Genomic DNA, 15,090 nt, shown 5'->3' with positions numbered 1-15,090 from the left:
GGGTCAGCTCTTGGCTGCGGCGGCCTTGGACTTGGTGGCCTTGGCCGCGGCCGGAGCGGGCACCGTCTTGGCGGCGTCGTCCGGGGCGGCGGACACCGCGGCGTCCGCGCCCGGCTCGGCGGCCGGCTCCACCGGACGCACACCGACGCCCAGCTTCTCCTTGATCTTCTTCTCGATCTCGTTGGCCAGGTCGGGGTTGTCCTTCAGGAAGTTGCGCGCGTTCTCCTTGCCCTGGCCGAGCTGGTCGCCCTCGTACGTGTACCAGGCACCGGCCTTGCGGACGAAGCCGTGCTCCACGCCCATGTCGATCAGGCCACCCTCGCGGCTGATGCCGTGGCCGTAGAGGATGTCGAACTCGGCCTGCTTGAAGGGCGGCGCGACCTTGTTCTTGACGACCTTGACGCGGGTACGGTTGCCGACCGCGTCGGTGCCGTCCTTCAGCGTCTCGATGCGGCGGATGTCGAGTCGCACCGAGGCGTAGAACTTCAGCGCCCGGCCACCGGTGGTGGTCTCCGGGGAGCCGAACATCACGCCGATCTTCTCGCGGAGCTGGTTGATGAAGATCGCGGTCGTCTTGGACTGGTTGAGCGCGCTGGTGATCTTTCGCAGCGCCTGGCTCATCAGACGGGCCTGGAGACCGACGTGGCTGTCGCCCATCTCGCCCTCGATCTCCGCGCGCGGCACGAGCGCCGCGACGGAGTCGATGACGATGAGGTCGAGGGCACCGGAGCGGACCAGCATGTCCACGATCTCCAGGGCCTGCTCGCCGTTGTCCGGCTGGGACAGGATCAGGTTGTCGATGTCGACGCCGAGCTTCTGCGCGTACTCGGGGTCGAGGGCGTGCTCCGCGTCCACGAACGCGACCTGGCCGCCGGCCTTCTGCGCGTTCGCCACCGCGTGCAGGGTCAGGGTCGTCTTGCCCGAGGACTCGGGGCCGTAGACCTCGATGACGCGGCCGCGCGGCAGACCGCCGACGCCGAGGGCCACGTCGAGCGCGGTCGACCCGGTCGGGATGACCTCGATGGGCTCCTTCGACCGCTCGCCCATGCGCATGACCGCGCCCTTGCCGAATTGCCGTTCAATCTGTGCGAGTGCGGCATCCAGGGCCTTCTCGCGGTCGGTTCCTGCCATGGGTTCCACCCGATTTGCTTGAGTCGATCGCTTCACGTCAAAGACGCTAACGCCTGCCACTGACAATGCGCCCTGACGCCCGTCCGGCCTGTGGATAACTCGGGCACTTCCCCGTCGAAACCAGGGCAATCCACCCGCCGAGCGTCTTGCCGGAGCCTCCATAAGAATGGATGTTCGAATTACGTGTCAAGCGCGCCACGCAGGGCCCCGACCGCTCTCCCGGGTCCCCCGAGCCCTGCGGTTCTATCGTGCGGTCATGACCATCGAGGTGCGTCCCGCGTCGGTCTTCGAGGATGTCCGGGCCGTGCTCGGCCCGAAGTCGCCCGGAGCCAACGTCTGCTGGTGTCTGAGCTACCGGATCCCGTCCAGGCTCAACAACGAACTCCGCGGCCCGGCCCGTGGCGAGTACGTCGCCGAGCTGTGCCGGGCCGACCCTCCTCCCGGCGTGATCGCCTACGACGGCGACGAGCCGGTCGGCTGGGCCGCCGTGGCACCGCGCGCGGAGACCTCCTTCGCCCGCAACCGCAAGATCCCGCACGTCGACGAGGTGCCGGTCTGGTCACTGTGGTGCGTCCGGGTCCGCCCCGGCCACCGCAAGCAGGGAATCTCGCACGCCCTCATCGAGGGCGCCGTGGAGTTCGCCCGCGCGCACGGCGCTCCGGTCGTCGAGGCGTACCCCCTCGACAACGGCGACGCGCGAGTCGATCTGACGATGGCGTACGCCGGTCTCCGCAAGAACTTCGAGCGCGCCGGGTTCGTCCACGTCGCCGACACCACTTCGGTGCTGGCCGGGCATCCTCGGGTCCTGATGCGGCTCGACCTGCGCTGAGCGGATCCTGATGGGCTCGAGTTGCGCTGAGCGGATCCTGATACGGCTCGAGCTGCGCTGAGGGCTCAGCCCTTGTCGTTCTCCGGGGCGGGGGCCTCTGCCGGTTGCCGGGCCCACACCCGCCACGCGCGCGTGAGCAGACCGGGGCCGCCCGTCCCGCGCGCCCGGTGCCCGTGCACACGGGGGTCGTCGGTGACGTCGTACCGCTTCACGTACGCCCCCAGGAACGCCTGGAGCGTGGCGATCGCCGGGATCGCGATCAGGGCACCCACCGCCCCCAGCAGAGCGGTGCCCGCGACGACGGAACCGAAGGCGACCGCGGGGTGCACGTCGACGGTCTTCGCGGTCAGCTTGGGCTGGAGCACGTAGTTCTCGAACTGCTGGTAGAGCACGACGAAGATCAGGACCCACAGCGCGTACCAGGGGTCCACCGTGAAGGCGATCAGCATGGGCAGGGCGCCCGCGAGATAGGTGCCGATGGTCGGGATGAACTGCGACACCAGACCCACCCAGACGGCGAGCACGGGCGCGTACGGCACGTCCAGCGACTGGAGCAGGACGTAGTGCGATATCCCGGAGATCAGTGCCATCAGACCGCGTGAGTACAGATAGCCGCCGGTCTTGTTCACCGCGATCTCCCACGCCCGCAGCACCTCGGCCTGCTTGGCGGGCGGCAGGACGGAGCACAGGGCACGGCGCAGTCGCGGGCCGTCCGCGGCGAAGTAGAACGAGAACAGCGTGATCGTCAGCAACTGGAACAGACCGCCGATGACCTGGGCGGACACATCGAGGACACCGGTCGCGCTGTTCTGCACGTAGTTGCGCAGCCAGTCCGAGCGCAGCAGGCCCTCCTGGATGTCCACCCGCTTCAGGTCGGTCTGGAAGTGGGCGTTGATCCAGTTGATCACGGAGTCGAGATAGGCCGGGAACTCCTCGACCATGGTGATGATCTGACCGGCGAGCATCGAGCCGAGGAGGGTGACGAAGCCGGCGGACACCCCGATCACAGCGAGGAACATCAGCGCGGTCGCCAGCCCCCGGCGCATCCCGCGGGCGGCCATCCAGCTCACCGCGGGCTCGATGGCCAGGGCCAGGAAGAACGCGATCACGATGTTGATCAGCAGCCCGGTGAGCTGGTGGAAGGCCCAGCTGCCGAGCTGGAAGGCACCGACGAGCGCGAGCGCGAGCACCATGGCGCGCGGCAGCCAGCGCGGCATGCGCGCGGGCGGCTGCGCGGCGTCGGCCGGCGGTTTGGCCGGCGGCGTCGTGCCGAACGGAGAGGGGTGCGGGGCGAGCCGCCCGGTGTCGTCAGTGGGTGCCACGGAGCAAGTCTCGCCCACGCCACCGACAATCGGACGCCGTCCTGCGATCTTCGTGACCTGTCAACGCTGTTCCTGGGGCACGTTCATGACCTGGCAGACGACCCGCCACACGTCCTTGGCCTCCCAGCCGCAGTCCAGCGCCTCACGCACGGTGCGTCCGCCGAGCTCCGACATCACGTGATCGCGCGCGAAGGTCTCGGCGTATCCCGCCGAACCGAAGTGCTCCGCCATCCGCTCCCAGAAGACCGTCAACCTCATGACATCAGTATCCCGCCCTGAGGGTGGGCCCTCGCCGGGACCCCTCGCCGAGACCGCTTTCCGGCCTACGGTCTGACGCATGGCCGAAACCGGAGCTTCCCCACTCCCCCAGACGCCCCCGGCGCACTCCCCGCTCTTCCGCGCCGAGCAGTTCGTGTGGCTCACCGCGCGCGTGCTGGAGCAGCGCCTCTTCGCGCACGACTTCCTGCACGGCGGCGCCGAGCAGGTGGAGACCGCACTGGACGCCTACCGCAATGACGACGGCGGTTACGGCCACGCGCTGGAACCCGATCTGCGCGGCCCGGTCAGCCAGCCGCTGCACACCGCGCACGCGCTGCGGGTGCTGGACGCGGTCGGACGCTGCGGCGGGCAGCGCGTGGAGCGCGTCTGCCGTTATCTGACGTCGGTCTCCACCGCGGAGGGCGCCCTGCCGGCGGTCCATCCCAGCCAGCGCGGCTACCCGGCGGCGCCGTTCATCCCGGTCGTGGACGACCCGCCGAGCGAGCTCCTGGCCACCGCGCCGGTGGTGGGGGTGCTGCACCGCAACGAGGTGTGGCACGCCTGGCTGTTCCGGGCGACGGACTTCTGCTGGCAGGCGGTGGAGTCCCTGGACAAGTCCCATCCGTACGAGATCGAGGCCGCGGTGGCCTTCCTGGACTCCGCGCCGGACCGCCCGCGCGCGGAGGCGGCCGCGGACCGGCTCGGCCGCCTGGTGCGCCAGCACCGGCTCGCGGCACTGGACCCCGGTGACCTCGCCGCCTATCCGGTGGCGCCCGGCTACGCCCCCACCGAGCACCACTTCCCGCACGACTTCGCGAGGAGTCCGCGATCGCTGGCACGCGCGTGGTTCACGGACGACGAGATGACCCGCTCACTGGACTTCCTCGCCGCCGACCAGCAGGCCGACGGCGGCTGGCCCGTCCGCTGGCGCAACTGGTCCCCGGCCCCCACCCTGGAGGCCCGCCCCCTGGTGACCATCACCGCCCTGCGCACCCTGAGAGCGTACGGCCGACCCATCGGCTGACCGGAGACCGCCCGAGGGCCTCGGACGGCCGGACCATCCGGTAACCCGACGCCGGCCAAGGGCCCACCCGCCCGGCAGCGAGGGCGGCCACCACCCGAGCCAAGCTGTCCCGCTGACGCCGGCCGGCGGAATCCAGAGCCTGGGGTCGGACCGGTCGTACGCCGACCGCCCCGACCGGCACAAGCTGCCGCCCTGACCGCCCGTCCGCCCCGGCCGTTTCCGGCCTGCGTCGGGCTGACCGGCGCCGGCCGCTGGCGCCGCGCGCCCACCCCCGCGCCCGGGCCATCGCGTCTCCGGACGTCAACCAAGGGCCCACACTCGCGCAGCCGGACCACCCGGTGTTGTGACGAAGGGCGCGGACCGCCAGGGCCGGGTGCCCTGAGATTCACCGAGAACCAGACCCGCAGCCAGCCCGCCCAGTAACCCCGAGGCCAGCCACCCGCACCCGGGCCATCCGGTGCCCTGACGCCAGCCCAGAGCCCAGAGCCCGCAGCCAGCCCGCCAAGCGCCCCCGCGCCCAACGACCCCAAGGCCAGCCAGCGCGGCTCACCCGCCGCCCCCACCTCAGCCCAGAGCCCGCACCCCCGCAGTAACCGCCACAGCCACCCCCACGACCACCAGGAACGGCGCCCGCAGCACCAGCGCCACAGCCGCCGCGGCGACCCCCGCCGCCCGGGCGTCCAGTACCAGGGCGCGCCCGTCGGCGAAGGTCTGCTGGGCCGTGAGGGCGGCGAGCAGCGCGACCGGCAGCAGCGCGGCGAGCCGCCGGACCAGGGGCCGCTCCAGGACGCCCGCGGGCACCAGGAGCCCGGCGAGCTTGACGGCGTAACAGCCGAGGACGGTCAGCGCGACGGCGATCCAGATGTTCACCGGTCCCCCTTCCGCAGCCCGCGCCGCCCCTGGGCCCACAGCACGACAGGAGCCGCCAGCGCGGCCACCAGCACCGGCACCCCGGCCGGCAGGACGGGCAGCAGCCCGAGCCCCAGGACGACCGCGGCCCCGGCGACGGCACGCTCGGTCGTGCTCGTCAGCATCGGCGCGAGCAGCGCGAGGAACACGGCGGGTCCGGCCGCGTCGAGACCCCACGCGTCGGTGTCCCCGATGGCCTCGGCGCCGAGCGCCCCGGCCAGCGTGGTGAGGTTCCACAGCACGTACAGGCTGAGCCCGGTCACCATGAACCCGAGCCGGGCGGCACGCCGGGTGGGCTGCGCGAGCGCGACGGCGGCCGTCTCGTCGATGACCCACTGGGCGGCGAACGGCCGCACCGCGCGCGGGAGGGCCAGCACCTGCGACAGGCGCAGCCCGTAGAAGGCGTTGCGCACCCCCAGGAAGAACGCCCCGGCGGCCGCCGCGATCGGCCCGCCGCCCGCCGCCAGCGCCCCGACCAGCGCGAACTGGGACGCCCCGGTGAACACCAGAAGGCTGAGCGCACAGGTCTGCCAGAGCGAGAGCCCGCTGCCGGCCGAGGTCACCCCGAAGGCGAACCCGGACAGCCCTACGGCGACTCCGACCCCGAGCCCGTCCCGTACGACGGCGGCGTCCGGCTTTCCTCCGCTGTCCCGTGTGTCTGTGAGTGTTGTGTCTGCCACGCCTCGGACGGTAGGAGCAGCCGCCCTCCCCGGTCTTGTACGTTCTTGCGCTCCCGCTGGTACGCGCCCGGAGGCACGCCCACGATCCGGCTGAAGTGCCGGTTGAGGTGCGGCTGGTCGGCGAAGCCCACGGCGACGGCGGCCTCGGCGGGCGCCACACCGGTGTCCAGCAGCCCGCGCGCCCGCCGTACCCGGGCGTCCGTGAGCCAGGTGTACGGGGGCATCCCATAGGCGTCCCGGAAGGCGCGCAGCAGCGCGAAAGGGCTGGTGCCCAGTTCACCGGCCAGCTTCTCCAGGGTGGGCGGCTCGGCCATCCGCTCCTGGAGCACGCCCCGCGCGCGTGCCGCGATCCGGGCCCCCGCCGTGCGCACCTCGCGCTGCGGCAGGGCGCCGCCGTTCAGTCGCAGCAGCCGGGTCACGGCGACCCGCAGGAGGGTGTCGGCGGCCAGGGCGTTGCCCTCGTCGGCGGCGCGCAGCACCTGATGGACCAGGGACGCCGCGTAGGGATCGTCGAGGACGGGGGACACGAATCCGGGCGTGCCGCGGATCGCCGTGGTCTCGGCCGCGATCTCCGCCACGACCTCGGGCGACGGGTACACCGCCCCGTACCGCCACCCCTCCGGCACCCCGGCCCGCCCGGTGTGCGGGGTGTCCGGATTGACCAGCGCGAGCGCTCCGGCACCCGCGTACTGGTCGGAGCCGCGGTGGTGGAAGACCTCGACGCCGTCGGCGATGGCGGCGATGACGAAGTGCTCGTGGGTGTGCCGGACGAACGTCTTGCGGACGTACCGGGCCCGCAGCAGGTCCACACCGGGCAGCTCCGCGTACTGCCAGTGCCGCGCCCGCTCGCTCGATCCCGCCATGCCCCCCATTCTCACCGCTCCCCGACCGGCGCCGTTGGCGACCGTGTTCGCGCAGGTCAGGGCGATTGTCAGTGGCCGGGTGCAGGATGGACGCATGGTCAGCTCCGCACATCGAGCTCTGGACGGCTTCTCCCCCGCGACCCGCGGCTGGTTCACGGGGGCTTTCTCCGCGCCCACCGCGGCCCAGGCTGGCGCGTGGCAGGCCATCGGCGAGGGCTCGGACGTCCTGGTGGTGGCCCCCACCGGGTCCGGCAAGACGCTGGCCGCGTTCCTGGCCGCCCTGGACCAGCTGGCCTCGACCCCTCCGCCCGCCGACCCCAAGAAGCGCTGCCGCGTTCTGTACGTCTCGCCGCTGAAGGCCCTGGCCGTGGACGTCGAGCGCAACCTCCGCTCCCCGCTGACCGGCATCCGCCAGGAATCCGTCCGCCTGGGCCTGCCCGAGCCCGAGGTCAAGGTCGGCATCCGCTCGGGCGACACCCCCGCCGCCGAGCGCCGCGCCCTGGCCACCCGTCCCCCGGACATCCTGATCACCACGCCCGAGTCGCTGTTCCTGATGCTGACCTCGGCCACCCGCGAGGCGCTGACCGGGATCGAGACGGTGATCCTGGACGAGGTGCACGCCGTGGCGGGCACCAAGCGCGGCGCCCACCTCGCGCTCTCCCTGGAGCGCCTGGACGAGCTGCTGCCGAGGCCGGCCCGGCGCATCGGCCTGTCCGCCACGGTCCGGCCGGTCGACGAGGTCGCCCGCTATCTCTCCCCGCGCCGCAAGGTGGAGATCGTCCAGCCGAAGTCGGGCAAGGAGTTCGACCTGTCGGTGGTGGTCCCCGTCGAGGACCTCGGCGAGCTGGGCGGCTCGCCGGTCGCCGAGGGCACTGAAGGCGGGGAGCGCCCGTCGATCTGGCCGCATGTCGAGGAGCGCATCGCCGACCTCGTCCAGTCCCACCGCTCCACCATCGTCTTCGCCAACTCCCGCCGGCTGGCGGAGCGCCTGTGCAACCGCCTGAACGAGATCGCGTACGAGCGCGCCACCGGCGAGCCGCTGGACGAACACCACGCGCCCGCCGAGCTGATGGGCGGCTCCGGGGCCGCCCAGGGCGCCCCGCCCGTCATCGCGCGCGCTCACCACGGCTCGGTCTCCAAGGAGCAGCGCGCCCTCGTCGAGGAGGACCTCAAGGCGGGCCGGCTGCCCGCCGTGGTGGCCACCTCCAGCCTCGAACTGGGCATCGACATGGGCGCGGTGGACCTGGTCGTCCAGGTGGAGTCCCCGCCGTCCGTGGCCTCCGGGCTCCAGCGCGTGGGCCGCGCGGGACACCAGGTGGGCGCGGTCTCGACCGGCGTGGTCTTCCCGAAGTACCGCGGTGACCTGGTGCAGGCGGCCGTGGTCACCGAGCGGATGCGCACCGGCGCCATCGAGTCGCTCCGCGTCCCGGCCAACCCCCTGGACGTGCTGGCCCAGCAGATCGTCGCCATGACGTCGATGGACACCTGGCAGTTCGACGACCTCCTCGCGATGGTCCGCCGGGCCGCCCCCTTCGCCTCGCTCCCCGAGTCCGCGTTCACGGCCGTCCTGGACATGCTCGCCGGGCGCTACCCCTCGGACGCCTTCGCCGAACTGCGCCCGCGCGTGGTGTGGGACCGCGTCGCCGGCACCGTCACCGGCCGTCCCGGCGCCCAGCGCCTCGCCGTCACCTCCGGCGGCACCATCCCCGACCGCGGCCTGTTCGGCGTGTTCCTCGCCGGGTCCGACCCCAAGAAGGGCGGCGGCCGGGTCGGCGAGCTCGACGAGGAGATGGTCTACGAGTCACGCGTGGGCGATGTCTTCACGCTCGGCACCAGTTCCTGGCGCATCGAGGACATCACCCGCGACCGCGTCCTGGTCTCCCCCGCGCCGGGCGTCCCCGGCCGGCTCCCGTTCTGGAAGGGCGACCAGCTGGGCCGCCCGCTCGAACTGGGCCGCGCGGTGGGCGCGTTCCTGCGCGAGGTCGGCTCGCTCAGCGAGGAGGACGCCCGGCTGCGCCTCATGGCCGCGGGACTGGACACCTGGGCCGCCGGCAATGTCCTGTCCTACCTGGCCGAACAGCGTGAGGCCTGCGGCCACATCCCCGACGACCGCACCATCGTCGTGGAGCGCTTCCGCGACGAGCTCGGCGACTGGCGCGTCGTGGTGCACTCCCCGTTCGGTGCCCAGGTGCACGCCCCCTGGGCCCTGGCGCTCGGCGCCAAGCTCTCCGAGCGGTACGGCATGGACGCGCAGGTCATGCACGCCGACGACGGCATCGTGCTGCGCCTGCCGGACGCCGACCTGATGGGCCTGGACCTGCTCGACCGGGAACCCATGAAGGCGGGCACGGAGTTCGACGCCGACCATGCCCCCGTGGGCGCCGCGGACGTCGTCTTCGACAAGGGCGAGGTGGACCAGATCGTCACCGACCAGGTCGGCGGCTCGGCCCTGTTCGCCTCCCGCTTCCGGGAGTGCGCGGCGCGCGCCCTGCTCCTGCCGCGCCGCAACCCCGGCAAGCGCACCCCGTTGTGGCAGCAGCGCCAGCGCGCCGCGCAACTGCTCCAGGTGGCCAGCGAGTTCGGTTCGTTCCCGATCGTCCTGGAGGCGGTCCGCGAATGCCTCCAGGACGTCTTCGACGTCCCCGGACTCACCGAGCTGATGGGCGACCTGGAGTCCCGCAAGGTGCGCCTGGTCGAGGTCACCACCCCCGAGCCCTCCCCCTTCGCCCGTTCGCTGCTGTTCGGCTACGTCGCCCAGTTCCTGTACGAGGGCGACTCCCCGCTCGCCGAGCGCCGCGCCGCCGCCCTCTCCCTCGACTCCCGGCTGCTGGCCGAGTTGCTCGGCCAGGCGGAGCTGCGCGAACTGCTCGACGCCGAGGTGCTGACCGAGCTGGAGCAGGAGCTCCAGTGGCGCACCGAGGACCGCCGCGTGAAGGACGCCGAGGGCGTCGCGGACCTCCTGCGGCTGCTCGGCCCGCTGACGGACGCCGACCTGGCCGAGCGGGGCGCGGAGCCGCAGTGGGCCCGGGAACTGGCCGGGGCCCGCCGCGCCATCCAGGTCCGTATCGCGGGCGCCGAGCACTGGGCGGCGATCGAGGACGCGGGCCGGCTGCGTGACGCCCTGGGTACGGCGCTGCCGGTCGGCGTCCCGGAGGCCTTCACGGAACCGGTGAAGGACCCGCTGGGCGACCTCCTCGCGCGGTACGCCCGTACCCACGGCCCGTTCACCTCGGTCGCCGCGGCGGGCCGGTTCGGCCTGGGCGTGGCCGTCACCGAGGGCGCCCTCCAGCGGCTCGCGGCGGCGGGGAGGGTGGTCCAGGGCGAGTTCCATCCGGCCGGGATCGGCCAGGAGTGGTGCGACGCGGCAGTGCTGCGCCGCCTCAGGCGCCGTTCCCTGGCCGCGCTGCGGCATGAACTGGAGCCGGTGCCGCCCGCCGCGCTCGCCCAGTTCCTCCCCCAGTGGCAGCACATCGGCAAGGGACACGGACTGCGCGGCATCGACGGACTGGTCCGCGCCATCGAGCAGTTGCAGGGCGCGTCGGTGCCCGCCTCCGCCCTGGAGAAGCTGGTCCTGCCGTCCCGGGTGGCGAACTACGCCCCCGGGATGCTCGACGAACTGACCGCCGCCGGAGAGGTGGTGTGGGCCGGTGCCGGTGCCCTGCCGGGAAAGGACGGCTGGGTCTCCCTGTACATGGCGGACGCGGCCCCCCTGTTGGTGTCCGCGCCCCACCCTCTGGAGCTGACCGCGCTCCACCAGTCGGTCCTGGACTCCCTGTCCGGCGGTTACGGCCTGTTCTTCCGGCAGATCGCCGACCAGGTCCGCGCCACCACCCACCCCGACGCCACCGACCCCCAACTCGCCGACACCATTTGGGAACTGGCCTGGTCGGGCCGGCTGACGAACGACACCCTGGCGCCGATGCGCTCCCTGCTGGGCTCGGGCCGCACCGCGGGCTCCACCGCCCACCGCGCCAAGCGCACGGTCCCGCGCGGGCGCTACGGCTCGCTCACCACCGCCGCCCGCCCCGCCTCCCGCTCGGGCCCGCCGACCGTCGCGGGCCGCTGGTCCCTGCTCCCCGCACCCGAGCCCGACCCCACCGTCCGCGCCCATGCCCTGGCCCGCGCCCTCCTCGACCGGCACGGCGTGGTGACCCGGGGCGCGGTCTCCGCGGAAGGCGTCGAGGGCGGCTTCTCGGCGACGTACCGCATCCTGTCCGTCTTCGAGGAGAGCGGGCAGGCCCGGCGCGGCTATGTGGTGGAGGGCCTGGGCGCCGCGCAGTTCGCGATGGACGGCGCGGTGGACCGCCTGCGCGCGGTGTCGAACGCCCGTGACCGCGACGAGGCGCTCCCGGCACCGCCCTTCGAGACCGAGACCTTCGCCGGCCACGACTTCGACGAGAGTGCCGCGCCCTTCCCCACCCGACCGGCCCGACCGGACGAGTACATTTCGCCCCGCGACTTCCCGCCGCCCCCGACCCCGCACCGCACCCGCCCCGCCGCCGACTCCCGGGCCGTCGTCCTCGCCGCCGCCGACCCGGCGAACGCCTACGGCGCCGCGCTGCCCTGGCCCGAGCCGCCGTCCGGCGCCGGACACAAACCGGGCCGCAAGGCGGGGTCACTGGTGGTGCTGGTCGACGGCGAGCTGACCCTGTACATGGAGCGCGGCGGCAAGACCCTGCTGGCCTGGCCCGCCGCCCCGGACGACGCACCGGCCGACGACCCCCGCCTGCAAGCGGCCGCCGACGCCCTCGCCGCGGCCGCCCGCGCGGGCTCCCTCGGCACCGTCACTGTCGAACGCGTCAACGGCGCCTCGGCCCTGACCTCCCCTCTCGGCGTCCTCCTGGAAGGAGCGGGCTTCATCGCCACCCCCCGCGGTCTGCGCCTCCGCGCATGACCAGCCCGCCCCGAATCCACCACCGCCCCGGCAGACACGCAGGAGCACGCCCCTCCACAGCCCCACAACCCCCACCAACCCAGCGAACACGCACAAGCACGCCGCTCCACAACTCCACACCCCCCACCAGCCCAACAGACCCACACGCGCCCCCACCCCCCACCCCGCATGCCACCCTTGACCCATGCCCGAAGGAGACACGGTCTGGCAGGCCGCCCGGCGCCTGCACGCAGCCCTCGCGGGCCAGGTACTGACCCGCAGCGACTTCAGGGTCCCCAAGTTCGCCACGGTCGACCTCGCCGACCGCACCGTCCTGGACGTCACCCCGCGCGGCAAGCACCTCCTCACCCGCGTCGAGGGCGGCCTGACCCTGCACTCGCACCTCGGCATGGAGGGCTCCTGGAGGGTGTACGCCCACCGGGAGCGCTGGACCGGCGGCCCCGCCCACCAGATCCGCGCGGTCCTCGCCACCGCCGACCGCACGGCCGTCGGCTACCGCCTCCCGCTCCTCGACCTCATCCGTACCGCCGAGGAGTCCCGGGCCGTGGGCCACCTCGGCCCCGACCTGCTGGGCCCGGACTGGGACCCCGACCAGGCCCTGGCCAACCTCATGGCGGACCCCGCCCGCGCCCTCGGTGAGGCCCTCCTGGACCAGCGCAACCTCGCCGGCATCGGCAACATCTACAAGAGCGAGCTCTGCTTCCTCCTCGGCATCACCCCCTGGCTCCCGGTCGGCGCCCTCCCTCCCGACCGCGCGGCGCACCTCCCCGTGCTCGCCAAGAAGCTCCTGGAGGCCAACCGCGACCGCCCCGTCCGCAGCACGACGGGCCGCCGCGGCCGGGACCTCTTCGTCTACGGCCGCGCACCGCGCCCCTGTCTGCGCTGCGGCACCCCCATCCGCTCCGCCAACCAGGGCGACGGCTCCCGCGAGCGCCCCACCTACTGGTGCCCGAGCTGCCAGCGCGGCCCGGCCCCCACCCCGGGACATCGCCGCCGTACAGCTAATTGACGGGCCGTCAGAAACTCTCGTACCGTCCCCTCATGGCCGTCAGCGCGTACGACCTCACCGGACGCACCGCCTTCGTCACCGGCGCCGCCAGCGGCATCGGCCGCGCCTCGGCCGTGCTGCTCGCCCAGGCCGGCGCCACCGTGCACTGCGCGGACCGCGACCCGCACGGCCTGGACGAGACGGCCGCCCTGATCAAGGACGAGGGCGGCACCGCCCACCTCCACCCCCTGGACGTCACGGACCGCGCCCGGCTCCAGCAGGCGGTCGAGTCCTGCGAGCGCCTGGACATCATGGCCGCGATCGCCGGGATCATGCACAGCAGCCCGGTCCTGGAGACCACCGAGGCGGACCTTGACCGCGTCCTGGACATCAACTTCAAGGGCGTCCTGTACGCCTGCCAGGCGGCCGCCCGCCTGATGCTCGCCCGGCAGGTCCGGGGCAGCATCGTCACCATGGCCTCGGGCGCCGTCGACACCGGCGGCCCCGGACTGCTCTGCTACGGCGCCGCCAAGGCGGCCGTCGTCCAGCTGACCAAGACACTCGCGACCGAGGTCGGCCGCGATGGCATCCGGGTCAACGCCGTCGCACCGGGCTGGATCCGCACGCCCATGACGAACCGCCATGACGACGAGGCACAGACACAGAGACAGGCACAGACGCAGGCACAGGCACACACCGAGGCACTCATGACGCGGATCGCACCCCTGGGCCGGGTCGGCGAACCGGAGGACGTGGCGCACGCGGTGCTGTATCTGGCCTCGGACGCCTCGGCTTTCACGACGGGTCAGATCCTGCGTCCGAACGGGGGCGTGGCGATGCCGTGGTGACCCCGGCCGTCCGCCACGCCCGTACCCATCGTCCCGTGGCCAGCGCGCCCACGGCCCGCGTCTTCGGCACGCAGTGCACCGGCAGCAGGCTAAGACCCCACCCCCCGGCGGCGATCGCGCCCTCCAGCGCTCCGGCGTCCGGCGCGACGGCGAGCCGCAGGACGGCCCACCACCACAGCGCCCCGAGCCCGAGCGCAGCCCCCCAGCGCGCTATCCCCGCCATGACCGCCACCTCCAGCCCGACGCTAGATCACCGCCCCGGCCGCTACCAGGGCGCACCGACGGCACACGGGAGCGCCCTCGTCAGCCGTTCTCCGCCTGGAACATCCAGTGGTGCTTCTCCAGCTCGGCCGTGATGGTGATGAACATGTCCTGGCTGACGGGGTCCGCCTCACCGGTCGCCCCGACGCGCTCCCGCATCCGGGTGATCACCGCGCCGAGCGCGTCCACCATCGTGCCCACGGCTTCCGCGTCCTTGACCCAGCCCTCGGGCGTGGTCTCGATGCCGCTGGCCGAGGCCACCGTCGCGGCGCGCCCGTCCGGCGGGACACCCAGCGCCGACGCCCGCTCGGCGACGGTGTCGGAGTGCGTGCGCGCGGTGGTCACGACCTCGTCGAGCTGGAGATGCACGGAACGGAACCGAGGCCCGATCACGTTCCAGTGGATCTGCTTCGCCACCAGGGCGAGGTCCACCAGGTCGACGAGAGCGCCTTGCAGCGCCTCGGACACGGTCTTCAGGTCGGCGTCGGACAGCGGGCTCTTCACGACGTACATCCATATGCTCCGTTCGGTGTGCCGGCCCCGAGTCCACGCCCTCCACGATGCACGAAAGCCCCGGCCGTCGCCTCTCCAGTGCTCCTGGAAAAGACCCGGCCGGGGCTTCGCACACGTCCTCAGCGCATGATCAGGTCAATGCGCCATGCGCGTGAGACTCACGCGGCGACCACGTCCACAGCCTCCGCGGGCGCCTTGATGGTCACCCGTTCCGGTGGCACACCGGTCACCGATACGGAACCCAGCATCGGTCGGACCGACGTGGGCACGGGCTCGCTGGGGGTGGCCGCAGCAGACTGGGCCAGCTCGGCGAGAGCGAGCTCGTCGCTCACTTCCCGCATGAGCTCGGACATCCGTACGTCCAGCGCGTCGCAGATGGCGGAGAGCAGCTCGGAGGATGCCTCCTTCTGCCCCCGCTCCACCTCGGAGAGATAGCCGAGCGAAACTCGGGCGGACGAGGAGACTTCGCGCAGAGTACGGCCCTGGCGCTGGCGCTGCCGACGCAGCACGTCACCCAGCAGGCGACGGAGCAGAATCATCGGTGGCTCCCTCCTCGGACCGCGTAGCCGC

General features: G+C 72.9%; 14 protein-coding genes. 5 read left to right on the top strand and 9 right to left on the bottom strand.

The window, feature by feature from the left end:
- Positions 1-3 precede the first annotated feature (3 nt).
- Positions 4-1,131, bottom strand: a complete 1,128-nt coding sequence (gene recA, locus ACFYW5_RS33885; protein ID WP_389420974.1) for a recombinase RecA — start codon at positions 1,129-1,131, stop codon at positions 4-6.
- A gap of 256 nt (positions 1,132-1,387) precedes the next feature.
- Between recA and ACFYW5_RS33880 the strand changes: the two genes are divergently transcribed.
- Complete coding sequence (locus tag ACFYW5_RS33880) at positions 1,388-1,960, top strand: GNAT family N-acetyltransferase (RefSeq protein ID WP_389420973.1); 573 nt, start codon at positions 1,388-1,390, stop codon at positions 1,958-1,960.
- A 65-nt stretch (positions 1,961-2,025) separates the two neighbouring features.
- Here the strand turns inward: ACFYW5_RS33880 and ACFYW5_RS33875 are convergent, their stop codons facing one another.
- Together ACFYW5_RS33875 and ACFYW5_RS33870 are read right to left on the bottom strand one after the other, a co-directional pair.
- The gene (locus ACFYW5_RS33875) at positions 2,026-3,282 is read right to left on the bottom strand and encodes an AI-2E family transporter (RefSeq protein ID WP_389420972.1); all 1,257 of its coding nucleotides are present in this window, start codon (positions 3,280-3,282) and stop codon (positions 2,026-2,028) included.
- A 60-nt stretch (positions 3,283-3,342) separates the two neighbouring features.
- Entirely contained in the window at positions 3,343-3,540 is a 198-nt protein-coding gene (locus ACFYW5_RS33870) for a DUF3046 domain-containing protein (protein ID WP_389420971.1), read from the bottom strand.
- A 79-nt stretch (positions 3,541-3,619) separates the two neighbouring features.
- Here ACFYW5_RS33870 and ACFYW5_RS33865 point away from each other — a divergent pair, with 79 nt between their 5' ends.
- A complete protein-coding gene (locus tag ACFYW5_RS33865) occupies positions 3,620-4,564 on the top strand; it encodes a hypothetical protein (RefSeq protein WP_389420970.1) in 945 nt (314 codons plus the stop codon).
- A gap of 564 nt (positions 4,565-5,128) precedes the next feature.
- On the opposite strand, the gene ACFYW5_RS33860 is transcribed toward ACFYW5_RS33865, so the two are convergent.
- Genes ACFYW5_RS33860 through ACFYW5_RS33850 form a run of 3 tightly spaced genes read right to left on the bottom strand, consistent with a single transcriptional unit; the run spans position 5,129 to position 7,016 of the window.
- The gene (locus ACFYW5_RS33860) at positions 5,129-5,434 is read right to left on the bottom strand and encodes an AzlD domain-containing protein (protein WP_389420969.1); all 306 of its coding nucleotides are present in this window, start codon (positions 5,432-5,434) and stop codon (positions 5,129-5,131) included.
- Positions 5,431-6,153: an AzlC family ABC transporter permease gene (locus ACFYW5_RS33855; protein ID WP_389420968.1), complete on the bottom strand. Its 723-nt coding sequence runs from the start codon at positions 6,151-6,153 to the stop codon at positions 5,431-5,433. The genes ACFYW5_RS33860 and ACFYW5_RS33855 overlap by 4 nt, the downstream gene beginning before the upstream one ends.
- Positions 6,060-7,016, bottom strand: coding sequence for an AraC family transcriptional regulator (locus tag ACFYW5_RS33850; protein ID WP_389420967.1), 957 nt, complete (start codon positions 7,014-7,016; stop codon positions 6,060-6,062). The genes ACFYW5_RS33855 and ACFYW5_RS33850 overlap by 94 nt, the downstream gene beginning before the upstream one ends.
- A 94-nt stretch (positions 7,017-7,110) precedes the next feature.
- On the opposite strand from ACFYW5_RS33850, the gene ACFYW5_RS33845 reads away from it, so the two are divergent.
- The 3 genes from ACFYW5_RS33845 (at position 7,111) to ACFYW5_RS33835 (ending at position 13,746) form a co-directional block, all read left to right on the top strand.
- Positions 7,111-11,910 (top strand): ATP-dependent helicase, encoded by a 4,800-nt coding sequence (locus ACFYW5_RS33845; RefSeq protein WP_389420966.1) that lies wholly within the window; start codon positions 7,111-7,113, stop codon positions 11,908-11,910.
- A 184-nt stretch (positions 11,911-12,094) separates the two neighbouring features.
- On the top strand, positions 12,095-12,919 hold the full coding sequence (locus ACFYW5_RS33840) for a DNA-formamidopyrimidine glycosylase family protein (RefSeq protein WP_389420965.1): 825 nt from the start codon (positions 12,095-12,097) through the stop codon (positions 12,917-12,919).
- Positions 12,920-12,951: 32 nt separating this feature from the next.
- Positions 12,952-13,746, top strand: a complete 795-nt coding sequence (locus ACFYW5_RS33835; protein ID WP_389420964.1) for an SDR family NAD(P)-dependent oxidoreductase — start codon at positions 12,952-12,954, stop codon at positions 13,744-13,746.
- Here the strand turns inward: ACFYW5_RS33835 and ACFYW5_RS33830 are convergent.
- The 3 genes from ACFYW5_RS33830 to ACFYW5_RS33820 form a co-directional block, all read right to left on the bottom strand.
- Positions 13,694-13,969 (bottom strand): hypothetical protein, encoded by a 276-nt coding sequence (locus ACFYW5_RS33830; RefSeq protein WP_389420963.1) that lies wholly within the window; start codon positions 13,967-13,969, stop codon positions 13,694-13,696. The two genes, ACFYW5_RS33835 and ACFYW5_RS33830, sit on opposite strands and share 53 nt — an antisense overlap.
- Positions 13,970-14,049: 80 nt before the next feature.
- On the bottom strand, positions 14,050-14,520 hold the full coding sequence (locus tag ACFYW5_RS33825; protein WP_389420962.1) for a Dps family protein: 471 nt from the start codon (positions 14,518-14,520) through the stop codon (positions 14,050-14,052).
- Between the two features lie 158 nt (positions 14,521-14,678).
- Complete coding sequence (locus tag ACFYW5_RS33820) at positions 14,679-15,059, bottom strand: helix-turn-helix domain-containing protein (protein WP_015657463.1); 381 nt, start codon at positions 15,057-15,059, stop codon at positions 14,679-14,681.
- Positions 15,060-15,090 lie beyond the last annotated feature (31 nt).

This window comes from Streptomyces sp. NPDC002779, assembly GCF_042888685.1.
In the GTDB taxonomy this organism is placed as follows: Bacteria; Actinomycetota; Actinomycetes; order Streptomycetales; family Streptomycetaceae; genus Streptomyces.
This window is presented reverse-complemented; position numbering and strand designations above follow the sequence as displayed.